General features: G+C 69.2%; 20 protein-coding genes. 16 read left to right on the forward strand and 4 right to left on the reverse strand.

The features are described 5' to 3' along the window. Positions 1-84: 84 nt before the first annotated feature. Both VGI12_09215 and VGI12_09220 read left to right on the forward strand, forming a co-directional pair. Positions 85-693: a hypothetical protein gene (locus VGI12_09215; protein ID HEY2432836.1), complete on the forward strand. Its 609-nt coding sequence runs from the start codon at positions 85-87 to the stop codon at positions 691-693. A 41-nt stretch (positions 694-734) separates the two neighbouring features. After that, the gene (locus VGI12_09220; protein ID HEY2432837.1) at positions 735-1,388 is read left to right on the forward strand and encodes a class I SAM-dependent methyltransferase; all 654 of its coding nucleotides are present in this window, start codon (positions 735-737) and stop codon (positions 1,386-1,388) included. On the opposite strand, the gene VGI12_09225 is transcribed toward VGI12_09220, so the two are convergent. After that, on the reverse strand, positions 1,352-2,173 hold the full coding sequence (locus VGI12_09225; protein ID HEY2432838.1) for a hypothetical protein: 822 nt from the start codon (positions 2,171-2,173) through the stop codon (positions 1,352-1,354). The genes VGI12_09220 and VGI12_09225 overlap by 37 nt on opposite strands. Before the next feature lie 26 nt (positions 2,174-2,199). On the opposite strand from VGI12_09225, the gene VGI12_09230 reads away from it, so the two are divergent. Together VGI12_09230 and VGI12_09235 are read left to right on the forward strand one after the other, a co-directional pair. Then, complete coding sequence (locus VGI12_09230) at positions 2,200-3,381, forward strand: WG repeat-containing protein (GenBank protein HEY2432839.1); 1,182 nt, start codon at positions 2,200-2,202, stop codon at positions 3,379-3,381. Then, a complete protein-coding gene (locus VGI12_09235) occupies positions 3,378-3,785 on the forward strand; it encodes an SET domain-containing protein-lysine N-methyltransferase (protein ID HEY2432840.1) in 408 nt (135 codons plus the stop codon). Before VGI12_09230 ends, VGI12_09235 begins: the two co-directional genes overlap by 4 nt. 6 nt (positions 3,786-3,791) lie before the next feature. Here VGI12_09235 and VGI12_09240 read toward each other — a convergent pair whose 3' ends face one another. Next, on the reverse strand, positions 3,792-5,693 hold the full coding sequence (locus tag VGI12_09240; GenBank protein HEY2432841.1) for a S53 family peptidase: 1,902 nt from the start codon (positions 5,691-5,693) through the stop codon (positions 3,792-3,794). 127 nt (positions 5,694-5,820) lie between these two features. Between VGI12_09240 and VGI12_09245 the strand changes: the two genes are divergently transcribed. Then, on the forward strand, positions 5,821-6,573 hold the full coding sequence (locus VGI12_09245) for a hypothetical protein (GenBank protein HEY2432842.1): 753 nt from the start codon (positions 5,821-5,823) through the stop codon (positions 6,571-6,573). Between the two features lie 65 nt (positions 6,574-6,638). Here the strand turns inward: VGI12_09245 and VGI12_09250 are convergent, their stop codons facing one another. Beyond that, positions 6,639-7,979 carry a hypothetical protein gene (locus VGI12_09250; protein HEY2432843.1) on the reverse strand — a complete coding sequence of 447 codons (1,341 nt, stop codon included), beginning with the start codon at positions 7,977-7,979 and terminating at the stop codon, positions 6,639-6,641. Between the two features lie 147 nt (positions 7,980-8,126). Here VGI12_09250 and VGI12_09255 point away from each other — a divergent pair, with 147 nt between their 5' ends. From VGI12_09255 to VGI12_09290, 8 genes are all read left to right on the forward strand, one after another. Beyond that, complete coding sequence (locus VGI12_09255) at positions 8,127-9,932, forward strand: amidase (GenBank protein ID HEY2432844.1); 1,806 nt, start codon at positions 8,127-8,129, stop codon at positions 9,930-9,932. A gap of 112 nt (positions 9,933-10,044) precedes the next feature. Then, the gene (locus VGI12_09260) at positions 10,045-10,770 is read left to right on the forward strand and encodes a hypothetical protein (GenBank protein HEY2432845.1); all 726 of its coding nucleotides are present in this window, start codon (positions 10,045-10,047) and stop codon (positions 10,768-10,770) included. Positions 10,771-10,796: 26 nt separating this feature from the next. Further along, a complete protein-coding gene (locus tag VGI12_09265) occupies positions 10,797-11,033 on the forward strand; it encodes a hypothetical protein (GenBank protein HEY2432846.1) in 237 nt (78 codons plus the stop codon). A 70-nt stretch (positions 11,034-11,103) separates the two neighbouring features. After that, positions 11,104-11,547, forward strand: a complete 444-nt coding sequence (locus VGI12_09270; GenBank protein HEY2432847.1) for a hypothetical protein — start codon at positions 11,104-11,106, stop codon at positions 11,545-11,547. 34 nt (positions 11,548-11,581) lie between these two features. Continuing rightward, positions 11,582-12,529, forward strand: coding sequence for a lysylphosphatidylglycerol synthase domain-containing protein (locus tag VGI12_09275; protein HEY2432848.1), 948 nt, complete (start codon positions 11,582-11,584; stop codon positions 12,527-12,529). Between the two features lie 77 nt (positions 12,530-12,606). Then, positions 12,607-13,470, forward strand: coding sequence for a class I SAM-dependent methyltransferase (locus VGI12_09280; protein HEY2432849.1), 864 nt, complete (start codon positions 12,607-12,609; stop codon positions 13,468-13,470). Beyond that, positions 13,467-14,432, forward strand: a complete 966-nt coding sequence (locus VGI12_09285) for a lysophospholipid acyltransferase family protein (protein HEY2432850.1) — start codon at positions 13,467-13,469, stop codon at positions 14,430-14,432. Before VGI12_09280 ends, VGI12_09285 begins: the two co-directional genes overlap by 4 nt. 2 nt (positions 14,433-14,434) lie before the next feature. Next, positions 14,435-14,953, forward strand: coding sequence for a DUF1572 family protein (locus VGI12_09290; GenBank protein HEY2432851.1), 519 nt, complete (start codon positions 14,435-14,437; stop codon positions 14,951-14,953). Between the two features lie 33 nt (positions 14,954-14,986). Here VGI12_09290 and VGI12_09295 read toward each other — a convergent pair whose 3' ends face one another. Further along, a complete protein-coding gene (locus VGI12_09295; protein ID HEY2432852.1) occupies positions 14,987-16,060 on the reverse strand; it encodes a Gfo/Idh/MocA family oxidoreductase in 1,074 nt (357 codons plus the stop codon). 45 nt (positions 16,061-16,105) lie between these two features. On the opposite strand from VGI12_09295, the gene can reads away from it, so the two are divergent. The 3 genes from can to VGI12_09310 all read left to right on the forward strand — a co-directional run bounded on the left by can (position 16,106) and on the right by VGI12_09310 (position 18,190). After that, a complete protein-coding gene (gene can / locus VGI12_09300; protein ID HEY2432853.1) occupies positions 16,106-16,774 on the forward strand; it encodes a carbonate dehydratase in 669 nt (222 codons plus the stop codon). A gap of 22 nt (positions 16,775-16,796) precedes the next feature. Beyond that, positions 16,797-17,672: an alpha/beta hydrolase gene (locus VGI12_09305; protein ID HEY2432854.1), complete on the forward strand. Its 876-nt coding sequence runs from the start codon at positions 16,797-16,799 to the stop codon at positions 17,670-17,672. A gap of 197 nt (positions 17,673-17,869) precedes the next feature. After that, positions 17,870-18,190, forward strand: a complete 321-nt coding sequence (locus tag VGI12_09310) for a PQQ-binding-like beta-propeller repeat protein (protein HEY2432855.1) — start codon at positions 17,870-17,872, stop codon at positions 18,188-18,190. The last annotated feature ends 56 nt before the right edge of the window (positions 18,191-18,246 follow it).

An 18,246-nucleotide genomic window follows, 5' to 3' on the forward strand; every position in this document is an offset into this window, starting at 1 on the left:
CGCTGACCGCCAGCGAGATCGTCGGCGTCGCCAGCCGGTCTTGAGGTGACGGGATGCACGCCAAGTCCACTACGAGCGCCTATGATGGACAGCACCATGCTCGCCCGTCCCGGCGCGGCTGCGGCGATCCTGACGACTCTGTCATCGGCATGCCTCCTGGCGACGGCGGCCCCCGTATCGGCGCAGGGCATCGAGATCGCGCCGATCGCGGGAGTCCGTGCCGGCGGCGCCGAGTTCATCACGATCACCGGGCCACATGTGGATCGCGGCAGCACGCCGGCGCTCGGCGTCGTCGTCGACGTGCCACTGGACGACGGCCTCCAGTTCGAAGGGGCCTTCAGCCACCAGCGCACGGGCGACGTGACGACGGATCACTGGCAGGCGGGCGGACTGCAGGAGTACTTCTTCCACGGCCGTGTCCGGCCGTTCGTCACCGGCGTGCTCGGGCTGACGCGCTACGGCGTCGGGGGGGACAACGAGGTCCGCTTCCTAGCGGGCGCCGGAGGCGGCGTCAAGCTCTGGTCTTCATCGCGCGTCGGCCTCCGGGTCGACGGCCGACTCTTCGCGACGATCCTCGACGCCCAAGGCACGCGGTTGTTCTGTAGCGGCAACAGCCCGTGCTTCGTTCAGCTGCACGTCCACGCCGCCTGGCAGGGAGAATTCACCGCGGGTCTCGTCGTCAGGCTTCCTTGATCGCGCTTCCTTCACCGTTCTGCGACGCGTAGCATGAGGCGATGGGCCTCCGCAGCCGGCTGTTTGCCAGCATTTACGATCGGTTCACCGCCGGCGCCGAGGAGGCGTGCTTTCGCGCCCATCGCGCCGAATTGCTCACTGGCGCGCGCGGAAAGGTTCTCGAGATCGGCGCCGGGACGGGCGCGAACCTGCCGTTCTATTCCGACGCGGCAGACGCCGTCACCTGCGTCGAGCCGGAGGCCGCCATGATCCGGCGCCTTGCCCTGAAAGCCAGGCAGCAACAGCGCCCGATCGAGATCGTCGAGGCGCCCGCCGAGCGTCTGCCGCTGCCCGACGCCCACTTCGACACCGTCGTTTCCACCCTCGTGCTCTGCACAGTCGCGGATCAGCGTCAGGCCCTCGCCGAAGTGCGGCGCGTGCTCAAGCCAGGCGGCACGCTGTTGTTCATGGAGCACGTCCGCTCGGAGGATCCGAAGCTGGCGAAGTGGCAGGACCGGCTGAACGGCGTCAACCGCTTCGTAGCCTGCGGCTGCAATTGCAACCGCTCGACCGTCGACGCCATCCGCGCCGCAGGCTTCGCGATCACGGCGTTGACGAAAGACACGATCCAGAAGGCGCCGCCCTTCGTCCGTCCGCTCGTGGTCGGCGCTGCCCGGTCTCAGGCTTCGGGGGTCGCGCCCGGCACGAGGACGTAGACGCCGCGCGACGGCGAGGTCGCGAAGCCTTCGGCGACGAGCGCGCGGTTGCCGAGGCCAGCTTCCCAGCGGGGCAGTCCGATCACGCGCGCCAGTTCGCCCGGCACCGTCATCCCCGCACCAGTCAGAAAGCAGCGCGCGATCTCGCGGACGGCGGCGTCGCGCGCGACACGCCGGCGCAACTCGTCGGGGAACCGCCCCACCGCGAGCGTCCAGACATAGGTGAACTTCGGCTGGTAATAGACCTCGCTCGGCACGACCAGCATCGCCGCCTGCAGCTCGTCGAGTGCGCGCGTGAACCGTCCGCGATCGGCGATGCCTGCATCCTGCCGGAGATCCGACGTCGCCATCTCCCATTCACGGCGTAGCACCCGCAGGATCGCCTGTGCGGAGCGGCTCAGGCGGCGCGGCTCGTCGGCGCGCCGTGCGCCCCACACGGCGTGGAAGTAGCGGATCATCCGCGGCGCGATGAACAGCGTCCGCGCGCCGGCGAGTTTGCCGTAGTAGACCCTGCCGCGGCGCACGACCTCGTCCTTGAGCCGCCACGTGTGCGACGCCTCCGGGTCCTTCTGGACGTTACGCGGCATGATCGCGTCGCGGCGGCCGCAGACGGCGACGTAGAGCGACGGACCCGGACGCCGCGCGTCGGTCAGACACGACGCGAAGCCGACCCGCTCGACGAAACGCTCGGCGTCGAAGGCTGTCTCGATCGCCCGCGCGCCCTCACGCTGCCAGCGGACGTCGCGGTAGTCCTCGGCGTCGGGTGAGACCTCGATTCGCGGCATGCGCCGTCCATGCTAGGGTGGGTTGGATGGTGCGCGCAATGCTGGCGGCCGCGGCAGCGATCGCCCTCGGCGCGTCCGCTCCGGCGCCTGCGAGATACCTCGTCAACGAGGACGGCGTCTACGGTTTCGTGGACGCGGCAGGCGGGCGCGTGCTGACGCTGCCGGCCGCCGTCACCGAGGCGCGACCGTTCGCGGGCGGGTTGGCCGCGGTCGCCCGCCGCGAGGCCTCCGGGGTGCGGTGGGGCTTCATCGACGAGCACGGCGCCATGGCGATCCTGCCGCGCTTCGATGCCGCAGGCGACTTCTCCGACGATCGAGCGGCGGTCGTGTTGCACGGGCGGCTCGGCTACATCGACCGGCGCGGCGCGCTGGTGATCGCGCCGCAGTTCGCCGCCGACGCCGACCGGATCGCCGATGCGGCATTCTCGAACGGCCTCGCCGCGGTGACCGACGTCCGTTCGAAGCGGGGCTACATCGACCGGGCCGGCCGGGCCGTCATCGCGTTCCAGTACGCCGTCGCCTTTCCGTTTGCCGGCGATCGCGCGCGGGTGGCGCGGCCAGAGCCGGACGGGGAGGCGCGGTTCGGCTATATCGATCGCGCCGGTCGATGGGTCGTGCCGCCGCGGTTTCAGCAGGCGCGCGACTTCGCCGGGGGGGTCGCCAGTGTCCTCGACGGTTCGCGAGCCGCGTTCATCGATCGCGACGGCCGCACGACCGTGACGCTCGAGGCGCACGATCTCGCGCCGTGCGCCGGCAGCACCGAGGACGGCCTGCCCGGGAGCTTCTCGGAGGGGCTCGCGGCGGTGCGCGTGGGCTGCCTGTGGGGATACATCGATTCGACCGGCGCCACGGTCATTCCACCGGCCTACTTCAGCGCCGGCCGCTTCAGCGGCGGCGTCGCGGCGGTCAACACCGGCGACGCCGCGCTCGCCAAATGGGGATACGTCGACCGCAGCGGGCGGATGGCGATCGCGGCGCGGTTTTCGACGGCGGCCGCGTTCGACGGTCCGTTGGCGCTGGTGCAGATCGGCGGCTCAGATCAGGAGCTGTTGAACCGGGCGCTCCTCCGCGGCCTGGAAGACGACGCCGCCAATCAGACGATCAAGACGCAGGCGAAGGCGGACTTTCACCCGGGCACGCCGATGCGCAAGCCCGAGCTGGCCTACGTCGATGCGACCGGACGGGTCGTCTGGCACCACGCGCGATGAGGCCGCTCCCGCGCATCCTGCGGCGCCGCTCGCGGATTTCCGGCTGGGGCGTCTACGCCGCCCAGCCCATCGAGGAAGACGTTCAGATCGTCGAGTACAAGGGGACGCTCATCACCCAGGCGGAGGCCTGGGAGCGCGAGCAGCGCTACCTGCCGCGCCAGCGGATCTGGATCTTCACGATCGACGATCGCTGGGCGCGCGACGCGGCCTTTGGCGGCAACATCGCGCGCTACGTGAACCACTCGTGCCACCCGAACTGCTACGTCGACATCGAAGGACGGCACATCTGGATCAAGGCGTCGCGGCGCATTCGCACGGGAGAAGAGCTGACCTACGACTACAACACGGACGGCGTGGCCGGGATTGCCTGCCGCTGCCGTCCGCGTTGCCGCCGCGTGATCTGATCGCGATCAGTTGAACCGGTTCTCGAGCCGCATCGCGTTCAGCAGCTTCGCCGCGTCGATGACGCCGAGTCCCGCGCCCGCGTCGTAACCGCTGATGCCCGTGTAGAACCAGTTGTCGCCGCCCGTGATGTCGACGATCGGCGAGAACGGTGACGCGCCGTAGAGACGCTGGAAGCGATACAGCATCGGGTTCCAGAACCCGACGCGGCCATGCGTGCCCTGCGCGGCGAGTGCGCTGATCCCGTTCAGCTGCGGCGCCACGAAACTGGTGCCGCCGAAGCCGTCGATCAGGCCGCCGTCGGTCGACGAGTACACGTAGTAGCCGGTGAACGGATCCGCGTTGAGCGAGATATCCGGCAGGTTGCGGCCCTTGAAATGCGCCGGCAGCTGCAGCAGTGTTTCTCCCTGATAGACGACCGCCTGGCCGGGTTCGGTGCGGCGCACGCCAGGGGTGAACTGCTGATAGGAGGGGCGTGCCCAGTTGACGCTGACGCCGCCGCCGCCGCCGACGGGGAACAGCGACGTGTCCCCCGCAGGGAACGCGCCGATGCCGATCAGGTAGTTCTCGATGTAGTCCCAGCCCCACACCTGCTCGTGCGCGACCACCAGCGTCGGCGTACCGGGTCCGGCGCTGAGCTTGACCGGCGTGGTCGTGCCCCCCGCCGCAGTCATCGCCGGGTCCGCGGCCGGCACGTCGACCGACAGGACGTTATCGACCGGATCGTCGAACGCGTCGTTGATGTCGTAAGCGCCGTTGTCGCCCGACGCTGCGAACAGCGAGACGCCCTGCGCGCCCGCCTCCAGGAACACCTGGTGGAAGGCCTGCAGCTCGCCTGAGCGGTCGACGCCGACGACGGCCTCGGCATAGAACTCTTCCGCGGAGCCCCAGCTCGTCGACAGGCTGTCGGCCAGGTTGTCGGAAATGGCGCGGTAGAACGCGTCCATGAAGCCGGCGGCGCTGTTGGGCGCGTCGTAGACGCGGATCGCGGCGCCCGGTGCCAGGCCGCCCGCCTGCTCGACGTCGAGCGAAGTCTCGCCCGATCCCGCGTCAGCGCTCAGTTCGGCGCCGCCGTCCACGCGGATCTGCGTGATGCGGTTGGCCGGCACCGCGAGACCGATCAGGTTCCAGTAAGTGTAGGCGTCGGCAGGAATGAAGTCGGCCAGGGTGACGATGCCGACCGTCTGGCCGGTTCCGTCGATATGCGCCGCGTAGATCGGATTGACGTCGTAGAGGTTGGCGGCGTCGCCGACGGTGTAGTCGCCCGGCACCCCGGTGGCGATCGCGCCGGCCGGCGGCATCGCCCCGAACGGCCGGCGAATGGGCAGCGCCGCGTTCGCCGCGCGGCGGTGCATCGGGTGGAATTCGGGCTCGTCGCCGGGCCCGACGATGGTCACCAGCAGATCGCGCAAGAGCACCGGAATCCGCGGCGTGTGGCGCGGGCCGTGATAGCGGCGGCTGCCGCGGACGAAGTCGTGGACGTCGAGATCGAACGCCCGGTCGAAGGCGTCGGCGGTCCCGGTGACGCGCAGCAGCAGGCGGTTGGGATAGACCTCGTCGACTTGGATGCCGAATCCGCGCAGGTACCGCGTGATCGCGGCGACATCGGACGCCGCCGGCGCGAAGCGCGCGACGAACTCGTCGAGCGTCAGAAACCGGTGATACCGCGGCGACAGCGGATCCTGGGTCGAGGCGACCAGGGACTCGAGATCGTCCGGGTGCCGTACTTTGAGAATCAGCGACGCGCTCATGATCTGGCTGGCGGCGGTGGCCCCGAGATCCTGCGCGTGCGCGCGGACTGGACGATCCGGCAGCGAGCGCGCGGTCAACCGCGCGCCGGGCAGGCCGGCGACACCGGCCGCCGCCACGATGGCAAGCAGCGCGAACAGCGAACGAACCTGACTGCGCATGGCGGGCTCCTGTGCAAGAGAAGCGGACGAGTGAACCGGGCGCCGCCGAGTCTGCGTCCAGGCCGTCCATGCTGTCAAGGCGGCGGATCGGCGTGTAGTATAGGGGGCTGCGAAGGAGGGATCGTGTATGCGCGTTTCCGTGACGGGATGCCTGGTCGCCGCGCTGCTGTTCGCGTCGGCCGGAGGAGCCCTGGCCCAGACGGCCGACGAGGTCGTGGACAAGGCGGTGGCGGCACTCGGCGGACGTGAAGCGCTCAGCAAGCTCACCTCCCGCTCGACGTCCGGCAAGATCTCGGTTTCGACGCCGGCCGGCGAGGTGCCTGGCACCGTCGAGGTGTTCAATCAGGCGCCCAACAAGGTCCGGACGCTCATCACGCTCGACCTGTCGTCGCTCGGCGCCGGCGCGATGACCGTCGACCAGCGATTCGACGGGACGACGGGTTTCGCGGCGGACAGCATGCAGGGCAACCGCGACATCACCGGCGATCAACTCGCCAACATGAAGAACGCGGACTTCCCGACGCCTCTGCTCCGCTACAAGGAGCGCGGCACCAAGATCGAGCTGGGCCCGAAGGAAAAGGTCGGCGACCACGACGTCCAGGTGCTCGTGATCACGCCGCAGACCGGGCCGACCTCGCGCGTCTCGATCGACACGCAGTCGTGGCTGCCCATCCGGCTCGTCCAGACGCTCGAGCTCCCCGAGGTCGGACGGGTCGAGCAGACCTCCGACTTGTCTGACTATCGCGAGGTCGACGGCGTCAAGGTGCCGTTCGGCATCCACAACGTCTCAGCGGTGCAGACCGTGAACATCACCCTGACCAAGGTCGAGCACAACGTGAAGATCGATCAGGCGCTGTTCTCGAAGCCCGGCGGAGTGTAGTTTCATCCGAGGGGCGTCGCTCCTCGGACTCCCCGACACGCGCTCTCGCTCGCCGCTCCGATCTTTCAGCGAACGATGCGCAGGTTGGTCGGCGGCTTCGGCTCGGCGCCGGCCGCCAGCGCGCCCGATTGGTAGTACGCCCACGCCTTCCACCGAAAAAATCCGCCGTCGTCGTCGGCGGCATAGGGCGTGACGAGCGTCGGCACGCCGCCAGGCGAGCCGAGCGATGGGGCGGTTCCGCTCGCCGCCGCTTGCGACACGGTGGTGTTCCCGCCGATGGCCGCGGGGTTCGTCACGCCGTCGCTCGACGCGTCGCAGGCACAGCTGACGCCGCCGGCCCCTCCCCCGAACAGGAACGCCACGACTCCCGCGTCACGGTAGGCGGTGAGGTGCGTGCGGGCCGGTTCGTCGAGCAGCCATTCGATGCGATTGTCCTGGTAGTGTCCCCAGGTATTGTTCTGCGCGCGCATGTGCGTGTTGCCGAGCGGGATCTGCCACATCACCAGCCGCTTGCCCGACGCGGTCGAGAAGCGCGCGAGGAACCGCGTGTTGCGGCGGAAGTCGTCGGCGTCCCACCACGATGCGCCGCCGTCGCCGTAGACATACTGGTAGAACCCGGAGTCTCGATCGCTGAACTCGGCGAACGCGATGTCGAAGTTCGCGTTGAGCGACGTGTAGAAGGCGGCGGCGCGCCCGCCCAGCGTGTCGACGGCCGCGTCGGATGGATTCGACAGCGCGATGTCGATGCCGGTTCCCCACACGCTGACGTGGTAGGCAAGCATCACGTTGGGCGCGTACAGGTCGCGCAGCTTGACGATCGCGCGCGCGAAGCCGGAGACGGTGCTCGGCAGGCCTTGGAGTGCGGCGACGCCCGTCTCGGAAACCTTGGCCGCGACCGTCGAGGCGTTGTCGCTCGCGGCGCGCTGCTGCATGTAGCCCCAGAAGTCGGGTTCGACGTGCAGGACCACACGCTGCGATGGAAACGCGCCGGCCTTCTGGAAGAACAGGATGAGATCGGCGTAGTACGCCGTCATCGTCGCGGTGTTGTTCAGGTTGGCGAAATCGGCGCCCGCTTCGTCGCTGCCGGCGGGGCTCGACTGCAGCAGCTGGTAGTAGCTGAACACCGGGACCATGCCCTGGGCGATCGACTCCTGGATGTAGAACTTCGGGAAGTCGCCGTTGGTGTTCCAGGTCGCCCAGCCGCTGCCGGTGTTCACGCCGCCGGCGAGATACTGGTATCGGAAGAGGAACGGCGCCGTCGCGCGCAGCGCGGCCGCGCCGCCTGGCGAGTCGGCCATCCCGAGTTCGACGTGCGCCGGCCAGCCATCCGGCAGCGGCGGCAGCTGCGCCGCCGCGGGGCTGGAAGCGAGCATGGCGAAGGCAACAATCCAGGCGCGCGGTTTCATCGAGCGCTCCAAGTCTCTTTCGGGGAGCGGGTAGCTGGGGGGACTTCCAGGATACCTGATCTGTGCCAGAATCCGCAGCGGCGGCCGGCATGACGTCGGTCGGGCCCATCCCGCGGCCGCGACAACGCCACATAGGTAGTCCGCTTCATGAACACCCGCCGACAGTTCTTGATCACCGCTCCGCTGGGCGTGCTGATCGCCGCGGAGGCGTGCACGCGGAGTGCGACTGACGCACCGCCGCCGGGCGCCGCCACGACGCCGGGTGCGCCGCCAACCTTCGCGACGGGCGCGGGTTCCGGACCGGAGGTGACCCCGGCGACGTTCGCGGAAGCCGAGAAGCTGCTGCAGGTGACGCTGACGCCGGCGGAACGGCGGCTCGCCGCCGACAGCTGGCGCGCGTCGATGGCGCCGTTGCTCGAGCGCCGGACCGGGCCGCGCGTCGTTCCGCTCGGTGCCACCGATGTGCCCGCCCTGCGATGGGATCCGCTGCTCGGCGACCCTGCGGCGCCCGGCGGCCGCGACCGCTTCGTGCGCTCGAGCGGAGCGGCGCCGGCGCCGCCGTCTGGTGACGACGCCGTGGCTTATGCGCCGGTGACGCAGCTGTCGCGCTGGATCGAGACTCGGCAGCTGACGTCGGCCCGCCTGACCGCGATCTATCTCGATCGCATCGCGCGCTTCGACCCGGCGCTGCACGCCGTGATCACGATGACCCGGGATCACGCGCTGGCGCGGGCGTCGCAGGCCGATGCCGAGATCGCCGCCGGCCACTATCGCGGTCCGCTGCACGGCATCCCCTACGGCGTGAAGGACCTGCTCGACACGAAGGGCATTCCGACCACCTACGGCGCCGAACCCTTTCGCAACCGCATCCCTGCTGACGACGCCGTCGTGGTGCGCCGATTGAACGACGCCGGAGCGGTCCTCGTGGCCAAGCTGGCGCTCGGGGCGCTGGCGCTCAACGACATCTGGTTCGGCGGCCAGACGATGAACCCGTGGCTGGTCGAGGAAGGGGCGTCGGGATCGAGCGCCGGTCCTGGCGCGGCGGTGGCGGCGGCGTTCGTGGCATTCGCGATCGGGAGCGAGACCGAAGGCAGCATCGTCGCGCCGTCGATGCGATGCGGCGTCACCGGTTTCCGTCCGACGTTCGGCCGGGTGGCGCGCACCGGCGCGATGACCCTGTGCTGGTCGCTCGACAAGCTCGGGCCGATGACGCGATCGGTCGAGGACACGATGCTCGTACTGCAGGCAATCGGCGGCCCCGATCCCGGTGATCCGTCGAGCGTGCCCAGCCGGCTCGACTTCGACGCGACGGCGCCGGTCGCGGGACTGAAGGTCGGGTATGTCCCGACCTGGATGCAGGAGGCGCCGGCCACCGACGTCGATCGGGCGGCGATGGAGACGCTGCGCACGCTCGGCCTGCGGCTCGAGGCGGTGACCCTGCCCGACTGGCCGTACGGCTCGCTGAATCCGATCCTCTTTGCCGAGGGAGCGGCGTCGTTCGAGGCGCTGGCGCTCGACGATCACCTGGCCGATCTGAAGGTGCAGGTCAAGGATGCGTGGCCGAACCTGTTCCGACAGGCGCGGTTCCTGTCGGCCGTCGACGTCGTGCAGGCGGATCGCCTCAGGCGCAAAGTGGCGCAGGAGATGTCCCGGATTTTCCGCCAGGTGGATCTGTTGCTGGTGCCGTCCCTGCGCGACGAGCAGTTGACGATCACGAACTTCACCGGCCATCCGTCGTTGACGCTGCGGGCGGGCTTCGTGCAGGTCTCGGAAGCGCGTAGCGACTGGGCTCCCGATCCCGCGAACCCGCTGCCGAGATTCTCGCCGCCACGGCGCGTTCCGCACGGCGTGACGCTGATCGGGCGGCTCTTCGACGACGGCCTGCTCGGACAGGTCGGGATCGCGCTCGAACGCGCCTGGAATGTCGCGGCGGAGCGTCCCCCCCGTTTCTAGGATCCCGTCTCGCCCCTGTCACTCGTATTTTCACTGGCTGGCTGAACTGACAGGGGTCATCCCCTGATCGGCCTTGCTATCGTCCATGGACCGGTTTCAGGGAGATGGCGACATGAATAGGAAGGCGATATGGCAGGCGAGCGCGGTGGCACTCGTCGCTGGGACGCTGTCGGCGTCGATAGCCGCGCAGGACAAGCCGCAGGTGAAAATACCCGAAGCGGGTGTCCCGCAGATCATGACGATCGAGGGGCTGTTCGTACGCGCCGCGTACAACAACGAGGGTTACGTGATCCTCGGCTACAAGACGGCGAACTACTCGATCGGCGACGACTGGATGCTGATCGAAACGGGCATGACGCTGCGTGAGGGCGTATCGGCGCAGCAGCTGAAGCGCGAGGCGGTGTCGCTCGACACGCCGGACGGCACCAAGGTTCCGCTGCCGACCGTCGAGCAGTTCCGTCAAGCCGACACGCAGGCGCTGCAGGCGCGTTCGAGAATTCAGCGCGATTCGATCAACTACTTCCCGCCGATGGCGTCGCGGGCGTGCCGCATCGGATTCTTCAGCGACGTCCAGGATCGCGCGATGCCGTGGGACGAGTTCGAGATCAGCCCCGACCGTGCCTGTGTGGGCCGCCTGTATTTCAAGGTGCCAGGCGGCATCAAATACGGGCAGTACTGGCTCAACGTGCAGCTCGAGAAGTCGCTGATTCGCGTGCCGTTCCGCATCCTGACCAAGGAAGAGGAAAAGTTCGCCGACAAGAACTACGGTGACATCCGCAAGCAGGTGAAGGAAGCCTTTGCGCCGAAGAAGAAGGACAAGGACAAGGACAAGGACTAGGCCGCTCCACGGTACAATCGGCCCTGATGATTGATATCTACAACGTCGCCACCGATGAGCTGATTGGCTCGGTTACGGAGGCGGATCTGAAAGTCCTGGTCGACCACCTCGAAGAAGAAGCCGAGGACGACCAGGACTACTACATCGATGCCGCGACGATTGATGTCATCGGCGACGGCGAGGCGACCGAGCACCTGATCGGCGTGCTTCGAAAGGCGCTGGGGACGTCCGACGGGGTCGACATCCGCTGGCAGCGCCGCTGAGTACCTCATCCGGGCGGCGCGGTATGATGCCCCGCATGAACCCTATCGCACGAGCTGCGCCTGAGGCCGCGTGACGTACCTCTTCACCGCGCTGCTCGTCGGCACGCTCGATATCAGCTACGCCATCCTGTTCTCGTACTTCCGCAGCGGCACCAGCCCTGAGCGGCTGCTGCAGTCGGTGGCGACGGGCTGGTTCGGGCGCGACGCGGCCTTCGCCGGGGGGGCCGCGACCGCGGCAGCCGGGCTGGGCTTCCACTTCCTGATCGCGTTCACGATCACGGCGATCTTCTTCGCCGCCTCGACGCGGCTGACGTGGCTGCGGGCGCGGCCGTTCGTCAGCGGACCGCTCTACGGGATTGGCGTCTATGCGGTCATGAACTACGTCGTGATCCCGCTGTCACGCATCGGCGTGCGGCCGTCGCCGCCGCCGATCGTCCTGGTCTCGGGGCTGCTGGTGCACATGTTCCTGATCGGGACGCCGATCGCGCTCGGCGCACGCCGCGCCGGGCGGTGACGCTGACGCGGCGCTGAACGCCCGCGCGGACTTCGTGGTACGCCTCCTGCTGCTAATCGTCGGGCTCGTGATCTTCGGCGTGGTCCTCCGCGTCATGGGGGTCGCCGAGATCCTCGCGCTGGCCCGCCGGTCCGGCTGGACGCTCGCCTGGATGACCGGGCTGTATGCCCTGCACCTGACGGTTCGCGGCTGGGTGATCTGGCGCAGCCTGCCGATCCCGCGCATCCCGTTGACGGAGACGGTGCGGATTCGGTTTGCCGCCGAAGCGGTCGAGACGCTGACCTTCACCGGGCCGTTCCTCGCCGAGCCGGCGAAGGGTTTCATGTTCATCCGCCGCGGCGTGGCGCCGGCGCGCGCCGCCGGCGTGATCGTGTTCGAACAGCTCACCTACATGCTGGTGGCCGCCGCGATGGCGCTGACCAGCCTCATCGTGCTGCTTCGGCGCGGCGCATTCTCAGGCGGGGTGCACGGCGCGATCGTCGGCCTCGTCGCCGCGCTCGGCGTCTTCGCGGCCGGCGTGCTCTGGGCTTCGATCACCGGCATCGGTCTGCTCGCGCCGGCCGCCCGCCTCTTGTCGCCGGTGCTCGGCCCAGCGCGCGCGGCCGCGGTGGTCGACAGTATTGCGGAGATGGAACTGCACCTGCTCGACATGCTGCACGGCAACAAGCCGCACCTCATCGAGGCGCTGGCGGCCCAGACGTTCGGCAATGTGCTGCTGGCGCTCGAGGTGATCCTCCTCTTCCGCGCGCTCGGGTTCCACGGCCATCGGATCGATCCGGTGATCGTCGAGGGGGGCGTCAAGTTCGTCAACTCGGCGTTCATCTTCATTCCGGGGCAGTTCGGCGCAGCGGAGGGCGCGAACGCGCTGATCGTCGGCGCCCTCGGCTATCCCGCCGTGCTGGGCGTGACGCTGTCGCTGATGCGCCGCGTCCGAACCTATCTCGTCGCGGCTGTCGGGCTGCTGGCCGCGCCGCCGCGCTGACGGATCGCCGGAGCGGACGGTAGAATGTCCGGGTTCGCGTGCTGATCGCGCCGTAGATGCCGGATCCGATCCGACCCGTGTCGCGTACCGCTTGGCGGGTCGCCGTTCGGCGGGCCGAGCATCAACTGCTCGATCGGCCGCTGGTCCTCGACGACCCGATTGCCGTGCCGATCCTGGGCGGCGACACGGCGGCAGCGCTCCGGGAGAACCCGTCGGCCTTCGAGCGAGGGCCGTTCGACGTCTACCTGCGCGCGTTCATGGTGGCGCGGGCGCGGTTCGCCGAGGACCATCTCGACGCCGCACGCGATCGCGGCGTCCGGCAGTACGTGATTCTGGGCGCCGGGCTCGACACGTTTGCGTATCGCCAGGGCCGCGTCGAACCGCCGCTGACGATCTGGGAGATCGACCGTCCGGAGACGCAGGTCTGGAAGCAGGCGCGGCTCGCGGCAGGCGGCATTCCCGTCCCTGCCAACCTTCGATTCGTGGCGGTCGATTTTGAGAACGACGTCCTGCCGGAGGCGCTGGCGCGCGCCGGGTTCGATCCTGCGGCGGGCGCCGTGTTCGCCTGGCTGGGCGTGACGATGTACCTGACGCCGGAGGCCATCGACCGGACGCTGCGCGCCGTCGCGGCGGCCGTGGGCGCCTGCGGCGGCATCGCCTTCGACTACGCGATGGATCGCGCCCTGATGTCGCCGGCCGGCCGGGCCGCGTTCGACGCCCTGGCGGCGCGCGTCGAGCGCGTTGGGGAGCCGTGGCGCACCACCTTCGATCCCACGGCACTCGCGTCGCGGCTCGGGACGCTGGGATTCGGCGCGGTCGAGGACGCCGGCGGCGACGAGTTGAACGCGCGCTATTTCGCGGGACGCGCGGATGGCCTGCGCGTCGGCAGCCTGGCGCGGATGATGTGGGCGGGGGGGACCTTGAGTAAAGTAGTGCGGTGACCCCGACTACGCTGCCTGCGGTGCCACACCGGTCGACGCGCGACGCGCTCGTTGCGGCGATCCTCGCGTTCATCGGCCGCGGCCATCTGCTTGCGCCCGACGACATCCGCGCCGTGCTCGAGCGCGAGATCGACGATGCGGGCCCGGGCGCGCTGATCGATCTCATGGCGCGGCTGCGCGCTGACGAGGGCTGGGCCTATTACCCGCGCGATCCGCTCGCGCGGCGCATCCATCATCTGCTCGCGGATCGTTTTCTCGAAGGGAACTCGACGCTGCTCGGCCTCGAGCACGTGAAAGACATCGGCGCCGGACCGCTGACGCTCTTCGCCAATCACCTCTCCTACGCCGACGCCAACGTCGTCGAGGTGCTGCTGCAGCGTGTCGGCGCAAGCGCGCTGGCCGGCCGGCTGACGGCAATTGCCGGACCGAAGGTGTTCACCAGCCGCGAGCGTCGCTTCTCGAGCCTGTGCTTCGGCACGATCAAGGTGCCGCAGAGCGCCGATGTGTCGTCGGGGGAGGCCCAGCTCAACCCGCGCGAGCTGGCGCGCGCCGCGCGGCAGGCGATCGAGGTGGCGTTTGCGCGTCTCGCCGCGGGGGACGCGCTGCTGATCTTCGGCGAGGGGACGCGCAGCCGTACCGCGAGCATGCAGCCGATCCTGGCCGGCGTCGCCCGCTACCTCGAACGGCCCGGCACGACGGTGCTGCCGGTCGGCCTCACCGGCCCCGAGGCGCTCTTTCCCGTCGACGCCGCGACGGTGCGTCCCGCGCGGATCGCGATGCGCATCGGCAGGCCGATCGCGGCCGCGACGCTGTTTGCCCAGGTGGGAGGCAATCGCCGCGTCGCGGTCGACGCCATCGGTCTGGCGGTCGCGGAGTTGCTGCCCCAGGCATACCGCGGCGTCTACACGGACGCCGGCGCCCATGCGGAAGCAGGCGACGCGCTGCGCCGCTCGAGAACATAGCCATGCGGGATCTGATCGAGTCGATTCGGGGCGAGTACGAGCGCTACAAGGCGCTCGGCGAGGGAGCCGTGGCGCAGGTGCGCGACGCCGAGCTGTCGCAGCCCGGCCCTAACGGCGGCAACTCGCTCGCCGTCATTTGTTGGCATCTCTCCGGCAACCTGAAATCGCGGTTCACGGACTTCCTGACGTCGGACGGCGAGAAGCCCTGGCGGGACCGCGAGGCGGAGTTCGACGACCGCGCGGTCTCGCGCGCCGAGTTCCTCGCCACCTGGGAGGAGGGCTGGCGCGTGCTGTTGGCCGCACTCGACGGTTTGACCGACGCCAACCTCAACGACACGATCACGATCCGCGGCCACGCGCACACGGTCCACGAGGCGCTGCACCGATCGGTCGCGCATGCCGCGTATCACGTCGGACAGATGGTCTATGTCGCCAAAGGGCTGCGCGGCGATGCGTGGCAGAGCCTCAGCATCCCGCGCGGCCAGTCGCAGTCGTACGTGCCGAGGGGCCCACGCGGCTGACACGGCGAGTGACGCCGATCCCGAGCGCGCCGCTCAGAGGCTGACCACCCGCCCGGTCCGCACCGACTCGTCGGCGCCGAGGACGATGCGCAGGCTGCGCACGGCATCGCGCAGGTGCGCCGTCAGATCGAGATCCTCGTCGATCGCGCGGAGCAGGAACCGCTGCTCACGCTCGCAGAGATCGTCGTGTGACGGCTCGTCGGCGGTCGACAGCCGCTCGTCGGCGCGCGCGAACGAGCCGTCGGCGGCCAGTTCGGCGTGGTGGAGCAGCAGCTGATTCGTCTGCGTGTGTGCGTTGATGTCGTCGGAACGGACCGATGCGGTGCCGTTCGCGAGCACGATCGAGACCGACCCCTTCGGTCCGATGACGTCTTTGACGAAGAACGCGGTCTCGCTCATCATCGGGCCCCAGCCCGCCTCGTACCAGCCGACCGAGTGGTCGCTGAAGGTCACGTGGAGGTGCCCGTAGTTGTACATGCCGTCGGGAAGGTCGTTGGTCAGTCGCGCCCCCACGGCGTGGACCGTGGTCGGCTCGGCCGGCGTGATCTGGCACCACACGTCCACGTAGTGCACGCCGCAGTCGACGATCGGCGACAGGCTGTCGAGCAGGCGGCGGTGCGTCTGCCACTGTGCGCCGCTCGATTGCTGGTTGAGGTTCATGCGGAACACGAGCGGCGCGCCCAGCGTGCGCGCCAGCTCGATGAAGCGGATCCACGACGGGTGCTGGCGCAGGATGTAGCCGACGACCAGCTTTCGCCGCGTCCGCCGCGCGGTCTCGACGACCAGCTCGGCGTCGGCGACGGTCTCCGCGATTGGCTTCTCGAGGAACACGTGGGCGCCGGCCTCGAGCGCCCGGATGGCGTAGCCCGCGTGCGTGTCGGGCCACGTGTTGATCGACACGACATCCGGCGTCGATGCGGCGAGCGCCTCGTCGAACGACGCGAATCGCGGGGCGGCGGCGAGCTCCGGCGGCAGCGTCTGTGTCTGAATGCTCCGCGCACACACGCCGGCGAGCGTGAAACCCGGAATCCGGGCATAGGCGGAGGCGTGACTCAGGCCCATGTGGCCCATGCCGACCACAAGGACGCGCTTGGGCGGAGCAGTCATCGGAGATACGGTACCGCAACCGCGGTCTGATAAGGTACACGCCGAATGAGCGACGACGCCAAGGAGCTCTTCGAGAAGAACCGGCGCTGGGCCGAAGGCATGAACGCGCGCGACCCGGGATTTTTCAGCCGGCTGTCGCGGCAGCAGGCGCCGCGCTATCTGTGGATCGGCTGCGCAGATAGCCGAGTGCCGGCGAACGAGATCGTCGGGCTCGCGCCGGGCGAGCTGTTCGTCCATCGCAACGTCGCCAACGTCGTCGTTCACACCGATCTCAACTGCCTGTCGGTGCTGCAGTTCGCGGTCGACGTGCTCAAGGTCGAGCACGTGATCGTCTGCGGCCACTACGGCTGCGGCGGCATCGAGGCGGCGTGGAAGAAAACCGAGCTTGGCCTCACCGACAACTGGCTCCGCCACGTGCAGGACGTAGCCGATCAGCATCCGCAGCTGTTTTCGCGCGGCATGGCCGATGCGGCCGCCATCGCGCGGCTCGCCGAGCTGAACGTGCTCAGCCAGGTGGCCAACGTCTGCCGCACGACGATCGTGCTCGATGCCTGGCGGCGGGCGCAGCCGCTGACGGTGCACGGCTGGATCTACGGACTCACCGACGGCCTGCTGCGCGACGTTGGCCTGACGATCGCGCGCGACGGCCTGCTGGCGCACGAGCTGCCGGCCGCGATCGCGTCGCTCGGGCACGGCGAACTGAAGGCGCGGTGAGCCCGCGCGGGAGGAAGTGAGCATGATTGCCGCTTTGCTGGTGATGGCGACCATCGTCCAGGCGCCGCCGCCGCTGCCGATCAAGGACGGACAGGTCATCTCGTTGTGGAGCGGCTCGGCGCCTGGCGCCCAGGGCTCGGAAGACGCCGACGTGCCGACCATCACCGTCTTTCTTCCACGCACGATGCGTGACGGCACGCCGGCGGTGGTGGTCTGTCCTGGCGGCGGCTATCAGAACCTCGCGTCGAATCACGAGGGCCGGCAGGTCGCCAACTTCCTGAACTCACTCGGTGTCGCGGCGTTCGTGCTCAAGTACCGCCTCGGCCCGAAGTATCACCATCCGGTCGAACTCGGCGACGCTCAGCGCGCCATCCGCACGCTGCGATCGCACGCCTCCGACTGGCGTCTCGATGCCTCGCGCATCGGGATCATGGGCTTTTCCGCCGGCGGACACCTCGCCATGACCGCCAGCACCTGGAGTGACGCCGGCAACCCGCAGGCCGCCGATGTCGTCGATCGCGCCGGCAGCCGGCCCGATTTCGCCGTCCTCGGCTACCCCGTCATCTCGATGACCGCCGAGTGGACCCACAAGGGATCGCAGCGCAATCTTCTCGGCGAGACGCCCGATCCGGATCTGGCGAAGCGGCTGTCGGGCGAGAACGCGGTGACTCCGAACACGCCCCCGACGTTCATCTTCCAGACCAACGAAGACACGACGGTGCCGGCGGAAAACGCCGTGCACTACTACCTCGCCTTGCGCAAGGCCGGCGTGCCGGCCGAACTCCACGTTTTCGAGAAGGGGGCGCACGGGGTCGGCCTGGCGAACGACATTCCGGCGCTGGCGCCCTGGTCGTCCCTGCTGGCGACCTGGCTGCGCGGTCGCGGTGTCATCAAGTAAGCGGCGGAGACGCCGGACCTGAACGTCCGGGAGACGTGACGTGATGTAACGCCCGACCGCCCCGCCGCTTGTGACGGAGAGGGCGCAGAGTCGTCCAGCCTGCGTGAGGCGCGCGTCCCGCGGACCTGCGGGCTCGGTGGCGTGTCCGTTGCACCGTTGTTACCTCGCGGACGTATCTCCTGAGTGGAGGGGACACCATGGCTGCACGAAGCACGCCGCTGTTTGTCGGCGCGCGCGGAACCGTGATCGCCGTCGATCGCGCTACCGGCGACACGATCTGGACGGCGGACTTGAAGGGCGGGGAATTCGTCGAGGCGATGATCGTCGACGGCGATCTGTTCGCGGCGTCGAAGGGGCGGTTGTATCGCCTGGATCCCGCGACCGGCGACGTCTTGTGGCGTAACGACCTGCCCGGGCTTGGCTGGGGCATCGTTACGATCGCGGGCGCCCGCCCGGCGGCTGCGGCCGAGACGGTCCGGCGCGACCGAGCTGCCGCCGCGGCGGCGGCCCCGGCCTAGGTCCAATTGGGCGGCGGGGCGCCCCGAGTCAGACGATCCGGGCGGTTCGCGGTCGG

This window comes from Vicinamibacterales bacterium (assembly GCA_036496585.1).
GTDB lineage: Bacteria > Acidobacteriota > Vicinamibacteria > Vicinamibacterales > 2-12-FULL-66-21 > JAICSD01.